Source organism: Vibrio sp. TH_r3 (assembly GCF_033101115.1).
GTDB lineage: Bacteria > Pseudomonadota > Gammaproteobacteria > Enterobacterales > Vibrionaceae > Vibrio.
The window spans coordinates 1-14,989 of sequence record NZ_JAWMPW010000041.1 but is presented as its reverse complement, the minus strand read 5'-3'; the positions used below and the strand labels follow the sequence as shown (position 1 = coordinate 14,989).

Genomic DNA, 14,989 nt, shown 5'->3' with positions numbered 1-14,989 from the left:
TTCGGGTAACAGTTTCGAACTGACGGATGGCACTTACAGCGCCGATACGATTAAAGTACAAGAGTTCACTAGCGGCGGAGAGGCATTGCCAGAGGTTGCTTTAGCAACACAGGTTACAGTGGACAGTACCAATCCTGTGATTTCTTTGTCTACCGAGTTAAATCAAATATCAGGAACCACTAATGAAGCGGTCACGTTGACTTTTGATTATAATGGCGATGATGAAGTGGATTACACCCTTGATGTTGCTGCTGATAGCAGTTGGAGTGTAACGGCTGATACTCTGGGCTTAACCGATAACGATGATATTTATACAGTAGACATCACCGCGACCGATATAGCCGGCAATAGTCTCGATAATTTGGACGTATTATTGGAGGTGGATACGGTTGACCCAACACTGGATAGCTTTAGCATTTACGATGATGTTACCAGTGGATCAACTGATGATAGCGGTGACCTTAGCGATGGTGATTGGACTAATGATAATCAACCGACTTTTGAAGGCACGACAGAAAGCGGGGCTTCAGTATCATTAACAATTGCAGATGAAACCTATCAAGTGACCGCAGCAGATGACGGAGCATGGAGTATTACGCTAGGTCAACCATTAGATGATGGTAACCATGATTACTCAATTGACATTACAGATAGCGCAGGTAATAGCTCTGATGATGTGGTAACAGGTACAATCAATGTTGACACCACGCCACCGAGTTACGATAACGTGGCGAAGAGCGATGATGGCAATGGTTCTTCTTCGATTACTTTCGATGTTGAGGATGGATCTGGAGGCGATACTTCTTCAGAAAACAGTGGAATCAGTTCCATTACGGCATTGCTACAAGACGGTACTGAATTGGATGTTGATTATGATTATGATAGTAGTGAAGGAACGGCGACCGTTGATACCAGTGGTGTCGACAGTGATTCATCTGCCGACGTAGTTATCACTATTACCGATGTTGCTGGAAACGAAACGCAGGTAGATACTGATATTTAAGGTCAATTTATTTAAGATAAATATCTAATATCAAGGCCAGTCACCTAACAGTGACTGGCCTTTTTTAACTAGTGATATGTTCGAATTAATCGGTGTTTCTAGTTAATTACTTAATCTTAACGATAGAGTTTTTATGCTTAATCAAGCGCTGATCTTTTATTTCAAATAAGTTAGGTAACTGATTTAACAACGCTTTATCGTGGGAGACGATAAGTAGAATGGCTTGTGGTGCTTCTTGCTTAATGTATTGTAATAATGCCGATACATCTGCAGCGGCTAGATTAGATAAGGCTTCATCTAAAATAATCAACCGCTTGTCAGGATCCACACTCATTAAAATAAGCAACTTGCGTTTTTGTCCAGTTGACATTGGTATTTGGCTTATGTCCTTAAGGAAAATAAATTCGTAATCTATGGTGGCGTGAGTGAACACCAAGCTACAAATCTTAGTGATTTTATTCACATCGCTTACACCACGCATGTAGAAATTGGAATAAAGACTGCCGCGGATAAATTCTGAACTTGGGTCGAGAAAAACAACTTGAGTTGAGAAAACGTGCGGGTCGATATCGACACCATTATAAAAATTATTGAACAGAATGGTTCCGGAGTATTCGCTATGAGACTGAACAATAGTCGACATAAGGGTAGATTTACCACTGCCTATCTGGCCAAAAAAACCATAAATATTGCCTTTCGTTAACTCAAGATTCACTTGAAGCAATAAAGGTGACTGGTCGACATTGATGTTAACGTCCTTCAGACTAATGCTATTGATACTCTCTATATGTAAGCCTTTGGCAACAATTTTAGGCTCTAAGTTATCAAACAGATCTTGCACCGCCAGTTTTAAGTGGTGGGTAGAAATTAAAACAAAGAACACTTTTGTAACAAAGCTGATGACACTGGAAGCGGCACGGCCATTTAGGATAAGTAGAGCAAACAGAACATTAAAAATACTGGTATCGAATTTAGAGGTATAAAAAAGAACGATGAATAAGCCAAAACTGGCTAAAAATGAACTGATGCGAACAAATTCGTCCCAGTTAAAATTAAAGCTGGCTAAGCTGTGGTCGCTACTGAAAGATTTTTTACAAGACTGCTCAAAGTTATTTAGTAATGATTCATTATTTAAAAAGCGGAGCTGTTTATTGTTGCGATAGTAGGAAATACGCTCATTTAGTAAATCCTGTTGAGCCGCTTCTACTTCCAGAAACACTTTATAATTGCGATAACGCATGTAGGTTGATGCAGCAATGATCACCATATAAAAACCAAATAAGCCTAAAGCATAGCTACCTATAAACAGAAACAGCAATAACATGACTAACAAAAAGCTGGTTCCATCCATCAGTAAGCTAGGTAGGTGGTCCCAAATTACTTTACGATTTGATTCCACCATGCGTATCTTAGTTAAACAATCTTTTTGCTTGAAACTTGGCATGATAGACAAAAGGTAACGTTCTATTTTTAGAGAACTTTTTTCAACATTCCGTAAATGTGTATGCTTAATAAAGTGTTTTAAGGTGTATTCGCAACCCCATAAAATAATAAACGCAGTGGTAACATAAACCAACGTCGAGACCTGGGAGTTATGAATTAGCCGAGTGTTAAATAAGTTACTATAAAAAGCAGGGATAAGGATAAATGGTACCGCAGCCAGCAAGAAAAAGTTCGCTTTAGGGAAGAGTTGGTAAATGAGCTCTACGAACGATTTGGTATCTAGAATTTTAGGGTAACTTTCAATGAATACAATTTCTTTATTGACTAACGATGACGCTTCCACTTCCTCGTGCTTGTCGTTAACCAGTTTGACTCCCACTCTTTGAACGTAAACCGGATTAATATCTGCAACAATAAATGCTTCGGGTAGCTCATTAGCGGATTTTACTTGTTTCTTTTCAATAGAGTAGTTAAACAAAGAATCAATAAAAAGAGGTTTCAATTGAGAAATCAATTGATCAAGTGTTTGTCCCTCCATGTGTTTAAATGCTTTCCAGTCAAACTTGGCTTGAGCCTGTTTCACAAGTAACGTTATGGTTGATTTCATACAAACCTCAATGATAATAAGTCACAATATAATAAGCACTGCGTACCAATAGCACAATCTAATCTACGGACTTTCTCTATATTAATAGAGTCAACTTCGAGCGCTATCATTAACACCGCTATCTGGTTCACTTTTTTCCCGCTATACCGTCACCAAAGCATTAAATTATTATTTTTACCGTACGTATAACCTAATATGGCCATTTTTCAATGGTAAATGACTATATTAAAAGTTATGGTGATTTTTCAGAACAATCATAAATGAACGTCTTGTAAACGATAGAGAATAATACATGGCTAATATTGATTTTGATAAGTGGCAATAAGCTAATAATATTTTAAGGAAAAAATTGAATCGATGAAAATAGGTCAACCAATACTGCGGTTGCTGCAAGCAGTATTAATAAGTACGTATTTGTTGGGTACAACGGCTTTTAGCGCACCTTTATCGACATATTTTGTTGATACTTGGACATCTAATGATGGACTGCCTCACAACAGTATTAATGCGATATCTCAAACTAGCGATGGATATTTATGGTTTGCCACTTGGGAAGGAGTGGTTCGCTATAATGGGTTAGAGTTTACCTTATTTGATCGCAGGCCAGATACTTATATGCTTGATTCAGGAACTCGCACATTAGTGTCTGATGCGGATAATCGTCTATGGGTTGGTGGTGCGAGAGGAAGCTTGGTTGTTAGGCAAGGCAAGCTTTGGAATTCTTATTTTAAAACGCCAAGTTTGGTCAATCATATATTGGTTGATGATGAGAAAAACCTTTGGATTGCAATAGAGGGCATGGGGGTTTTATTTCGTCCGTATATTAGTGAAGGCGTATATGGGCCAGAGGAGTGGAAGTTACAAGACCGAAGTGTGTATCGGTTGACCAAGAATCATAATGGTATTTATGCTGCCACTGATGATGGTTTTTATCATTTTACTATCGATTCTGTTGAGCAAATTGATACGGTAGACTTTAAACGTGTGCTATACATTTCAACCGCAAATAACGGTGACATTTTAATCGGCTCTAACCGTGGAGCTTGGCGTTGGGATGGTAAATCATTGCATATGATTGAACCCGAGCTCGCGGATACAATGGTAACGGTGGTTGAGCAAGATAGCCATAACAACTATTGGTTGGGGACTATTAATCAGGGTATTGCTCGTGTTGGTCATGACAAACTGGAGTTTCTTGATGTTGATAACGGTTTGCCAAATAACCGTATTCTCTCTTGGTTTGAAGATCTTGAAGGTAATATTTGGGTTGGTACCAATGGTGGCGCGTTACGGCTCAGAAATTCAGTATTTAATTCTCTTACCAGTGAACAAGGACTCGTTGGCGATTATGTACGTACGGTTTTGGCGTTGAAAAATCAACAGCTATTAGCTGGAAGTAGTACCGGATTAAGTTTGATTGAAGGAGATAAGATAGAATCTGCTTTAAAGACAACCCGTCCTTTATCGGTTCTCAGCCTTGCCAAAAGTAAACAAGGCAATGGCGTTTGGGTTGGCACGTATCAACACGGTTTGCTCTATTGGAAAGATGGCATGGTTGATACCGAAATGGACGACACAACAGATCTGCCAACCAATGAAGTTCGAGCAATATTAGAAGACAGTCAAGCAAACTTATGGATAGGTACGCCTAAGGGCTTGGTGAGAAAAGCGGCCAACGGTAATATTCACCATTTTACCGAAGCTAAAGATGGCCTGAGCAATGACTATATAATGGCGTTGGCAGAGGATGAACTCGGTCATATCTGGGTTGGTACTGGCGTTGGCGTTGGTTATTGGAATGATGAAACGTTTGTCCAATTAGATTTAGATGCGCTTGAAGGTGCTCAGTACGCGTTTGGTTTTTTTGTTGAGCCCGGTTATGTGTGGATAGCGACAGATAGAGGCGTGGTGCGCTATCGACAAAGTGACCAAACGGTTGCACTAATTGGTCGTCCACAAGGGTTACCATTGGATAAGTTTTTCCAAGTGTTGCTCGATGATCAGGAGAACTTTTGGTTATCCAGTAATCGTGGTTTATGGAAAATGAGTTATCGTCAAGCTCATGAAATTGCAGACGGTGCAGACCAGCAGATACAATTTGAACATTTTTCTGAAAACAATGGTATGTCTAGCAGTCAGGCCAATGGTGGATCCAACCCAGCTGCGGTCAAAATGCCAGATGGTCGACTCTATTTTGCAACAGCAAAAGGGGTATCGTCGATTCAACCCCAAGATCTCTCTAATAATAAAGATCATATTATTCCATTGGTGCTTGAGTCGGTAGCATTTGATATGCAGGCGATTAACTCGGATAAGACTAATATTGTTCCTGCGGGAACTGATCGTATCTCATTCTCTTATATCGGCCTTAGTTATGTGTTTCCTGAGCGATTGCAATATAGGACACGTTTAGAAGGGTTTGACAATGAATGGGTTTATCGAGGTAATTCGACTACAGCAGACTATACGAACTTATCGCCGGGTGAGTATCGGTTATTTGTGAATGTGCGCTCACCATATGGTGACTGGTACCAACAACCTTCTTTATATCAGTTCACGGTAGAACCGATGTTTTGGCAGCGTGCCGAAGTGATTTTTTTAGCCCTGTTTATTGTGGCAGTCTTGATTGTTTCAGCTGTTCGCTGGCGAATTAACCGGCTGAAAAAGAGCGAGATGGAACTAAAAGAACAGGTAAATCTGCAAACTCAAGAGCTACTGTTACAATCACAAAAATTTGAGCAGATGTGTAATGAAGATGCGTTAACTGGGTTAGCAAACAGACGGGCATTTGATGCAAATTTACAGCAAATATTCGATAGTGCTAAAACAAATGCTCAGCCGCTTTATTTAGCTATTTTAGATATCGATAATTTTAAAATTATTAATGATCGCTATTCACATTTGGTTGGAGACAAAGCGCTTATGTCTATTGCGTCGGTGTTAAATCAGCATGCCGATGATCATCAGTATGTCGCCCGATGGGGAGGAGAAGAGTTTACCTTATTGTATTTAGGAAATGAGCCGGAAATCTTCTTTGATAACGTACGTGTGGCGATAGAGCAGGAAAACTATGATCATATAGAATCAGGCTTAACCATAACCACCAGCATAGGTGTTGCTGGTGGGGTCACTTTTGAAAGTTACGAGGAAATGCTAAAAGAGGCTGACCATGCCTTGCTTGAGGCTAAAAAATGTGGTCGAAATTGTGTTCAGTTTAGAATTAATTGATTGTTACAACAGTGGCAGTAGGCTAGTTAAACTTAATTAGAGTTGGTCTTATCAGTTAGCTAGAGTGAACGTTTAAAAACGAACGTTCACTCTATACAATGCGACTTGGCGCAAGATTATTTTATCAATGTGAGCAAATGTTGTTTTACTGTTTCTGAAGCAAATGAATTATGTACGCTGATTTGGTAAATTCTAACGTAATCTTGGTGACTAAGACTAAACTGTTCGACCACTTTCTTCACCTCTTCCGTCATTGTTGTGTTTGAAACGGTTCGATTGTCAGTATTGATAGTAACCAGTACGTCATCTCGATAAAAAGCCTCGATAGGGTGGTGGCTTAGTGCATCCACTGCTTTAGTTTGAATATTACTGCTTGGACATGTTTCTAGCACTGTTGCTTCAGTTTTAACTAGGCTATAAGCCTCTGGATGCGCGTTAATGCCGATTCCGTGACCAATTCGCTCTGCATTGAGTAATGAAACTGCATCATGCACATTTTGCCCATCGCCTTGTTCTCCAGCATGAATCGTAATGCGGTAGCCTTTATCACGTGCATATTGGGCATAAGGAACAAATTCATGACAGAACCCCGGTAACTCACTTCCTGCCACATCAAAGGCGACTACCCCTTGGCCTAAGTACTTCTCACCAGCATCGATAACGTCGTTCACTCTATCTTTTGCCATATGACGTAAAACGGACAAAATATAATTGCCTTTGATGTCATAATGCGACTCGGCACGTTTCATACCGGCAACGGCACTAGCAATAATTTGATCGAGCGTTAAGCCATTTTGTAAGTGCAATAAGGGCGCAAAACGAACTTCCAGATATTTGACATTTTCCTTTGCCGCATCTTCAAACAGTTCAAATGAAATTTGTTCAATGCCATTAGTGGTTTGCATCACTGACAGCGGCAGTTCAAATCGTTTCAGATATTCGTCAAGGCTTTGACAGGTTTCTGGAGCAATCATCATGGTTCGAATAATATCAATATCATTACTTGGTAAAGTGATACCTTGTTGCGACGCGAGATTGATGATTGTTTGTGGGCGAACACTGCCGTCTAAATGACAGTGAAGATCGATTTTGGGTAAGTTTAAATAGTTCATGAGCCTCTACCTTTATTAGGGGTAAATAAAGTTACAGACTTCATAATCAAGGATTTAAGGCCCTTGGTAGAAACTCCCAAACCATATCATTGGGATTATACGAAGCGATTTTTTCAGAATTCTAGCATTGTTGATTGTTACTCGCAAATGACAATTGTTGTCATAGCATAGTTTTAGCCATGCACGTTAAGAGGACAGGCCCAATCAAAGGTTAAAGGGACAGACCCAATAGAAATAGCCGACATGTTTCGGCAGTGGTTGTTGTTTAGGTCAGGTTAAAGGGACAGACCCAACAGAAGTATTTCTGTTGTGGTTGGTGTTTAGGTAGTTAAGCTGTGAGAAAAATTAGCTTAATACTGGTTACTTTGCCTTCATCGATAGGATTTATCGCGAAATTCTACTTATTCAATATTGCTTATTTGCAATAATTACCGGCAAAGTAACCAATTAATCTGCTAATTTAATCGGTTAATAAATAATTAACAGTGTTAAGCGCGGATGATCATTTGATCTCTTTCTGGACCGACGGAAACCATGATGACTGGTACACCCATCAATTGTTCTATTCTAGTTACGTAATCTTGCGCAGCTTTTGGTAAGCTTTCAAAAGTACGACATCCGGTTATGTCTTCGCTCCAACCTTGCATTTCTTCATAAACAGGAGTGAGAGCAGCGGTTTGAGGCCAAATAGGGTTTTCGGTATGCTCACCTTCGTAAGCCACACAGATTTTTAATTCTTGCATTCCTGATAGGCAGTCTATTTTAGTTAGCGCGATTTCAGTTGCTGCTTGTAGTTCTACACCATTACGCGTGGCAACTGCATCAAAATATCCCATATCACGCGGGCGACCGGTAGTTGCACCAAACTCATTGGCACTTTCGCGGAAGTTATCTTGCTCTTCCATTGCTGTAACAAGGGTGCCTGTCCCTACAGAAGAACTAAATGATTTAGCGACTGCAATGACACGTTCTGGTCGCAGCGCAGGTAAACCGCTGCCGATACCTGCATAAGCTGCGGTGACGTTTGAAGAGGTTGTCCAAGGATATTCGCCATAAGTCAAATCACGACCTGCCCCTAGCTGGGCTTCAAACAACAAGTTGGCGTCTTTTTTCTGTAGCGCTTTAAGCGGTTCGGTAACGTTGCAAATAAATGGACGCCATGTTTCTGTTACGTCTAGCAGCCATTGGGTCATTTCAGCAGCGCTTTGATTGAAATCACAGCTTGGGTAAAGGGCTTTAAGCTGCGGCATTTTCCAATCAAGCATAAATTGAATGCGCTGTTGTAGAATTTCTGGTTGCTTTAACCATCCTACTAAAATACCTTTTTTCATCACACGATCGCCATAAGCAGGGGCAATACCTTGACGAGTTGAACCGTAAGCTGCATCACCTAAGCGCTGCTCTTCTAAGGTATCTTCAAGTGCATGTAAAGGTAGACATAAGGTTGCTCGGTCAGATACGCACAGTTTTACTTCAACCCCTGTTGCTTGCACTTCTGCTATTTCATCGCTCAGTGCTGCTGGGCTAATTACCATACCTGGACCTAATACGGCAATACAATCAGGATTAAAAATGCCGCTTGGTAATTGATGCAATTTAAAGGTGCCAAAATCATTTACGACGGTGTGGCCCGCATTATTACCACCTTGAAAACGAATACTTGCAGATGCATCCGTTGCTAAAAAATCGACAATACGTCCTTTTCCTTCATCACCCCAATTGGCACCAACAACGACAGTAGACGACATAATAATTCTCCTAATTGATTAAGCGTCTATGCTAAATCTGTCGACCAAATAAGAGAAATTAATTATAATTATCATCTTGATAAGAATTTCATATAAGTATTCGGTTGTGAACATGTGTTGGGGATGATTATGCTGGACATTAATTGGTTGAAAACGTTTGTTACATTAGCGGAGTATAAGCATTTTGGTAAAGCGGCCAATGTGCTGCATATGACTCAGCCAAATGTAAGTTTACATTTAAAACAACTGGAACAAGCGACATGCGTAAAGTTGGTTGAACGAAATCCTTTTCATTTGACTCAAGCGGGAATGCGTTTGTTGGTCAGTAGTCAGAAAACCTTGCTAGAACTGAAAATTTGTCAAGCGGATCTAAACGCTTTTAATGACCTCAATCGAGGCACATTGACTATAGCCGCGAGCGACATTATTTCTCGATTACTCTTGATTGAGCCTTTCCAATTATTTAAAGCCGAATTTCCGGGGATTGATTTTACGCTATTAAATACGACTTCTTCGCAAGCATCGGAGCTAGTAAAAAATGCCGAAGCGGATCTTGGTTTTGTTATTTCACAGAAACAGAGCCAGCCACTACATTTCACTGAACTACAACAAATCAAATGGTGCGCACTCGGTGATGGCTTTGAAATTGGCCAACAACATAACGGGAAACATAACGGGACAGACCCAATTACAGGGACAGACCCAATTACGAGGACAGACCGAATAAAAGTAAAAGGACAGGCTGATAAAATAAAGGGACAGTCCCAACAAGTAAGAGGACAGTCCGATGACCTCACTTTGATTTTACTTGGCCATGACACCCGTACCCGAGATTTGATTGATGAGGCTTTACCCAGTTTAAATCTTCCTAAATATAGAGTAATGGAAGTTGGGAGTGTTGATGCGCAAATTGACTGGGCAGAGGCGGGATTCGGGGTGGCGATTATTCCAGAATTTGCTGTTGTCACTAAGCCTAATTTGAGTACTAAAGTAACAGCACTCCCAGATTTCCCTAGCACGAGCTTGGGTTATGTTGTTAGGCAAAATCAGATTCTTTCAAAAGCGATAAAACAGTTGTTAAATTGGGTGAACGATGAAATTGTTCGTTCTCAGACAAAATAAATGGACAATTTGAACTATCCGGTTGCGTCGCTGTTCTTTTGAATTTTGGAATGCTTTGCTAGAATGCGCGCTCAATTCTGATGAAACTTGCCAGATAACACTAGGTTAGAAATACGCCACATGAAAGATAACCATATAATTATTGGATTAGTTAACCCTAAAAGCCCGACAAATGTTGGAGGAGTAATGCGCGCTGCTGGTTGCTATCAAGCTGATAGTGTGCGCTACACCGGCCAACGTTATGATAGAGCAGCAAAGCTAAATACCGATACGAAATCGGTGACGCAATCTATTCCGTTGACTGGCGTAGAATCATTGCTTGATGACATTCCACCAGGAACAGAAATAGTTTGCATAGAATTGGCAGAGGGTGCGACGCCGTTACCTAATTTTAAACATCCAGAAAAGGCGATTTATATTTTTGGCCCAGAAGATGGCTCAATTAAGCAGAATATTGCCGATAAAGCCGATCATGTCGTTTATGTTCCAACAGTCGGTTGTATGAATTTGGCTGCATCAGTGAATGTGGTGTTGTACGATAGACTATCTAAATCTGACATCATTGCTCAAGATGATGATTTGATTCGTAACAGTCGCGACAACAATAACAAACTACGTGTTAAGAAATAAAGTTACCTCTCTTTATAACCCAAAGGATGTCAGATATTTATGAACAGTACGATTGAAACTATGTTAGCTCACCGATCTATTCGTCAATATAGTGAGAAACCAATCGATAAAAATCAACTAGATACGATTATTCAAGCTGGACTTGCTGCGTCTTCATCTAGCTTATTACAGGTTGTTTCTATTATTCGAGTAACCGATAAAAGTAAGCGAAAATTGTTAGCACAGTATGCAGGCAATCAAAGTTATGTTGAACATGCTGCGGAGTTTTTGGTGTTTTGCATAGATTATCAGCGTCACGCGGCGATTAATCCGCAAGTTCAAACAGATTTTGCTGAATTAACGCTAATAGGTGCGGTTGATTCGGGAATAATGGCGCAGAATTGTTTGTTGGCGGCTGAATCTATGGGATTAGGTGGTGTTTATATTGGCGGTTTGCGTAATAGTGCTCAACAGGTTGATGACCTGTTAGAGTTGCCTAAAAACAGTGCGGTGTTATTTGGTTTGTGTTTGGGACATCCAGATCAAGACCCACAAGTAAAACCACGTTTACCGGCACGAGTAGTTATGCATGAGAATCAGTACCAGTCATTAAATCTTGATGAAGTGGAAAATTATGATGAGTTAATGCAAAGTTATTATGCGACTCGTTCAAGTAACCAAAAGCAGAGTACGTGGTCTGAACAAGTGACCGGAAAATTATCTGGTGAATCTCGTCCACATATCCTACCGTATTTGAATGGTAAGGGCTTGATTAAGCGATAATTTTGGCTATTAGTTATACTCAGAATTAGTTCTTTACTCGCCCCATGCCATCTATTCATGGGGCGTTTTTTATAAATAATAATTTGCTTTGTAGGGGGTAACTTTACAAGTTAGAACATGCTTTTTTTGCGCTTTTTCTTGCCAGTTCCTTCTGGTTTTGCTGTTGGTTTATTTGCCGCTAAGTACTGTTCTATCTCTAATTCATTGACTTCGAAGCCGGAAAGCTGTTCACGATCTAGTCGAATTTTGTTCTTTTTTTCGATAATTTTAAAATGATGATAATCATCGTAGTCAATAAGTGATAGTGCTAACCCTACCTCTCCAGCACGGCCACTTCGGCCAATACGGTGCATGTAATCGGCAGGACTTCTTGGTAGGTCATAGTTAATTACCACAGGTAATTTTTCTATATCTAAACCACGAGCGGCAATATCGGTTGCAATGAGGACTTCGATCTCACCAGACTTGAAGGCTTCAAGTAGTCGAGTACGATACCCTTGGCTTTTATCTCCGTGAAATACTTCTGCTTCAATACCTCGTTTGTGTAGCTTGTCAGCTAAGTGCTCACAACCTTTTTTTGAGTTAACAAATACCAGCGCTTGCTGCCATTGATGTTGTTTAATGAGGTGCGCTAATACGGTTGTTTTCTCGCCTTTATTTACGTTAAAAACGCGTTGTACTAACGTACTTTCACTGGCACTTTGTAACTGTATTTCTACAGGATCGTGAAGAATTTCCTGGGTTAAGGTTTGTACTTGCTCAGGAAACGTAGCGGAAAAAAGTAGAGTCTGCTTTTTCTTTGGCAACCTATCTAACAGTTGAGATAGCTCTTCGGTAAATCCAAGGCTTAGCATTCTATCCGCTTCGTCTAATACAAGCGTTTGTACGTTGTCGAGTTTAATCGCGTTGCTTGAAATCAGGTCAAGTAATCGACCGGGTGTCGCAACTAATATGTCAGTGCCTCCGCGTAAAGCTTGCATTTGAGTATTGATCGACACGCCACCAAATACCGCGACAGTTTTGACTGCACCATTTAAATGTGCAGCGTATGAGCGAATGTTATCAGCAACTTGTTTTGCTAATTCGCGTGTTGGTACCAAAATAAGTCCGTCGACGAAGTTACCTTTGGTCGCTTTATTGTTGTTGATTGGCTGTTTTTGTTTGAGCTGAAAAAGGTGCTGTAATATTGGCAGGGCAAAAACCGCTGTTTTACCTGAACCTGTATTTGCTCCTGCAATTAGATCTCGCCCCATTATTACGTGAGGGATTGCGTGTAATTGAATCGGCGTAGGTTTTTGATACTCCATCTCTTTTAGACGGTTTAATAAGGGTTGTATCAGGCGAAGCTCAGAAAAACTATTTGCTTTAGTAACAGTTGTCATGGTGTAAAAAGGCTCAAACATAAAATATTGATACTATTTTATCTTATATAACCCTTGTGAAATAGAGCAATAGAAGATTTGTTTGCTTGGTATATAAGGTAATGTTCAAGCATGTTGCTCTGGTTTTGTTTACACTAACTATACTCGGTATGCTTGGAGGTGCATTGTGGTTGACTGCGTTCACTCTCCTCAATGCAACTGCAATGATTTTGGGTATATAGCTAATTTTAATAAGGTAAAATTCTTGACCGCTAATAAAAAAGTCACGTTTGCAACGGCTAATCTTTTTAATTTTATTCAACCACCAGGTGCTTTTTATGATTTCTTAAATATTTATGAGAGCGATGCGTGGCGGGAGAAGTGCCGTTGGACTCAGTTACAAGTACAAAGGCTAGATGCAGATATTGTTGCTTTGCAAGAAGTGTTCAGTATTGATGCGGCGAAAATGTTATTCGAGGAAATAGGGTTTCCTTATTTTAAGGTGGTTGACTGTCCTCACGTAGAACAAGAGTATATCTTCACACAACCTGTTGTTGCATTGGCGTCGAAATATCCTATTACTCACACAGAAGCCGTTGTACCACCTGAACATATTGAAAAAAACTATCAAACCTCTTTACCTGAGTTCAGTCGAAAGCCTATTTATGCCACGGTTAATATTCCTGAAATTGGAGAAATAGCCGTTTATGTTTGTCATCTGAAATCGCAGAGAGCAACAGAAGCTAATGATCTAGAAAATGATCATTCTCTGATAGGTAAATGGCTGTCGAGTCAACAACGAGGGTGGGAGGCGGCGATGTTACGAGTTTTTATGGAGCAAAAGTATCAAAAGTATCCCATTCCGACGGTATTGATGGGAGACATGAACCAACCTTTAACTAGTGACATTACCGGGTTGCTTACGCTGGAACTAGAGCAAACGGATAAAGCTCTGCGATTGCAAGATAGTTGGCATATTTTTACCAAGAATAACAACGCTATTGAACGAGAACCCACACATTACCATTTTGGAAAAGGCAATGCGTTAGATTATGTTTTATTGTCTCAAGAGTTTCAGGTTGATTCTCAATATTTTTTGGCAGAAGTGGTGGACTATAAAGTATTAAACCAACATTTAATTAACCCAATATTTGAACGAGATAGACAAGCGAGTGATCACGCTTTCGTCGCTGCTACAGTTGATTTTGTCCGGTTGAGTTAAATGGATCATTTAATGGGACCATTTAACGGGACAGACCTGTGGATCTTGGTCAAGAAGATTTAAAGATTTAAAGGACAGACCTGAAGTCAGAGGACAGACCTGGACAACTGACCTAGTTAGCCTAGTATAGCGTAACAAAAATACAGAGAAATACCGTATTTGTCTTTTGATGTGATGTATTGTTGATCTAGCCGTAAACAACAACTCTAATTTAAAATGTTTTGGGTGTTTTTTTATAAGGCAGGTGTCAAGAAGTAGCTTGTAAATACAAGTTTTTGAAAATAATAAAATTACAATCGAAAGCTAACTATCTAATCGAAATAATCGTATTCTCGTTTTTCTCATGTGGCGTTTCGCTGTTTCAATATTGCATTGACAGCCAATCGCTGTAGCCTGGTAACGTTCTAATTCAGTACTGGCTTTGTTCCATGTTGTGGGAGTGATATTTAGCCGTTGTAAAACTGATGGCAGAGATGGATTCGTATTCGCTTTGTTAGCTCTACAATGTTTAGCAGTCCAGTCAACAAGCTCAATATAATCCAGTAGTTTTAGTGGTATTCCATCGGATAGTTTCGCTATTTTGTCGCTAATAAACGGAAACAAGAACGGTGCTGTGTCTTTGTTCTGTTTTAAAGCAAGTAATCGAGCTTTTATAGATGTGTACTTGGAGGTTTCAATAGTCGGAGCAATGCCAGCTCTTATCGGGTTCAAATCAACGTAAACCATAGCAGCAGTTAAAGCTTGTTGGTCG

Annotated in this window: 11 protein-coding genes and 1 riboswitch; of the genes, 6 read left to right on the top strand and 5 right to left on the bottom strand. The window is 40.1% G+C overall.

Annotated elements, in window-relative coordinates:
• A partial coding sequence (locus R3X26_RS18250; protein WP_317718758.1) for an Ig-like domain-containing protein occupies positions 1 to 1,003 on the top strand: 1,003 nt, incomplete at its 5' end.
• A gap of 106 nt (positions 1,004 to 1,109) precedes the next feature.
• Here the strand turns inward: R3X26_RS18250 and R3X26_RS18245 are convergent.
• Complete coding sequence (locus tag R3X26_RS18245; protein ID WP_317718757.1) at positions 1,110 to 3,053, bottom strand: ATP-binding cassette domain-containing protein; 1,944 nt, start codon at positions 3,051 to 3,053, stop codon at positions 1,110 to 1,112.
• A 357-nt stretch (positions 3,054 to 3,410) separates the two neighbouring features.
• On the opposite strand from R3X26_RS18245, the gene R3X26_RS18240 reads away from it, so the two are divergent.
• Positions 3,411 to 6,281 carry a two-component regulator propeller domain-containing protein gene (locus R3X26_RS18240; RefSeq protein ID WP_317718756.1) on the top strand — a complete coding sequence of 957 codons (2,871 nt, stop codon included), beginning with the start codon at positions 3,411 to 3,413 and terminating at the stop codon, positions 6,279 to 6,281.
• A gap of 116 nt (positions 6,282 to 6,397) precedes the next feature.
• Here R3X26_RS18240 and add read toward each other — a convergent pair whose 3' ends face one another.
• Together add and R3X26_RS18230 are read right to left on the bottom strand one after the other, a co-directional pair.
• A complete protein-coding gene (gene add / locus R3X26_RS18235; RefSeq protein ID WP_317718755.1) occupies positions 6,398 to 7,393 on the bottom strand; it encodes an adenosine deaminase in 996 nt (331 codons plus the stop codon).
• A 23-nt stretch (positions 7,394 to 7,416) separates the two neighbouring features.
• Positions 7,417 to 7,516: riboswitch (purine riboswitch) on the bottom strand.
• Positions 7,517 to 7,881: 365 nt separating this feature from the next.
• Entirely contained in the window at positions 7,882 to 9,141 is a 1,260-nt protein-coding gene (locus tag R3X26_RS18230; protein WP_317718754.1) for an adenylosuccinate synthase, read from the bottom strand.
• A 129-nt stretch (positions 9,142 to 9,270) separates the two neighbouring features.
• On the opposite strand from R3X26_RS18230, the gene R3X26_RS18225 reads away from it, so the two are divergent.
• The 3 genes from R3X26_RS18225 to nfsA all read left to right on the top strand — a co-directional run bounded on the left by R3X26_RS18225 (position 9,271) and on the right by nfsA (position 11,655).
• Positions 9,271 to 10,263 (top strand): LysR family transcriptional regulator, encoded by a 993-nt coding sequence (locus tag R3X26_RS18225; RefSeq protein ID WP_317718753.1) that lies wholly within the window; start codon positions 9,271 to 9,273, stop codon positions 10,261 to 10,263.
• A gap of 120 nt (positions 10,264 to 10,383) precedes the next feature.
• Positions 10,384 to 10,893, top strand: coding sequence for an RNA methyltransferase (locus tag R3X26_RS18220; protein ID WP_317718752.1), 510 nt, complete (start codon positions 10,384 to 10,386; stop codon positions 10,891 to 10,893).
• A gap of 39 nt (positions 10,894 to 10,932) precedes the next feature.
• Positions 10,933 to 11,655: an oxygen-insensitive NADPH nitroreductase gene (gene nfsA / locus R3X26_RS18215; RefSeq protein WP_317718751.1), complete on the top strand. Its 723-nt coding sequence runs from the start codon at positions 10,933 to 10,935 to the stop codon at positions 11,653 to 11,655.
• Positions 11,656 to 11,765: 110 nt separating this feature from the next.
• On the opposite strand, the gene R3X26_RS18210 is transcribed toward nfsA, so the two are convergent.
• Positions 11,766 to 13,037 carry a DEAD/DEAH box helicase gene (locus tag R3X26_RS18210; protein WP_317718750.1) on the bottom strand — a complete coding sequence of 424 codons (1,272 nt, stop codon included), beginning with the start codon at positions 13,035 to 13,037 and terminating at the stop codon, positions 11,766 to 11,768.
• 244 nt (positions 13,038 to 13,281) lie between these two features.
• Between R3X26_RS18210 and R3X26_RS18205 the strand changes: the two genes are divergently transcribed.
• Positions 13,282 to 14,238 (top strand): endonuclease/exonuclease/phosphatase family protein, encoded by a 957-nt coding sequence (locus R3X26_RS18205; protein ID WP_317718749.1) that lies wholly within the window; start codon positions 13,282 to 13,284, stop codon positions 14,236 to 14,238.
• 303 nt (positions 14,239 to 14,541) lie between these two features.
• Here the strand turns inward: R3X26_RS18205 and R3X26_RS18200 are convergent.
• The coding region (locus R3X26_RS18200; protein ID WP_317718748.1) for a hypothetical protein at positions 14,542 to 14,989 on the bottom strand (448 nt) is incomplete at its 5' end.

Bases quoted from the DNA above. Each gene is read 5' to 3' on its own strand.
- R3X26_RS18230 (WP_317718754.1), bottom strand. From the start codon at position 9,141: ATGTCGTCTACTGTCGTTGTTGGTGCCAATTGGGGTGATGAAGGAAAA.
- R3X26_RS18210 (WP_317718750.1), bottom strand. From the start codon at position 13,037: ATGACAACTGTTACTAAAGCAAATAGTTTTTCTGAGCTTCGCCTGATA.
- R3X26_RS18220 (WP_317718752.1), top strand. From the start codon at position 10,384: ATGAAAGATAACCATATAATTATTGGATTAGTTAACCCTAAAAGCCCG.
- R3X26_RS18245 (WP_317718757.1), bottom strand. From the start codon at position 3,053: ATGAAATCAACCATAACGTTACTTGTGAAACAGGCTCAAGCCAAGTTT.
- add (WP_317718755.1), bottom strand. From the start codon at position 7,393: ATGAACTATTTAAACTTACCCAAAATCGATCTTCACTGTCATTTAGAC.
- nfsA (WP_317718751.1), top strand. From the start codon at position 10,933: ATGAACAGTACGATTGAAACTATGTTAGCTCACCGATCTATTCGTCAA.
- R3X26_RS18225 (WP_317718753.1), top strand. From the start codon at position 9,271: ATGCTGGACATTAATTGGTTGAAAACGTTTGTTACATTAGCGGAGTAT.
- R3X26_RS18240 (WP_317718756.1), top strand. From the start codon at position 3,411: ATGAAAATAGGTCAACCAATACTGCGGTTGCTGCAAGCAGTATTAATA.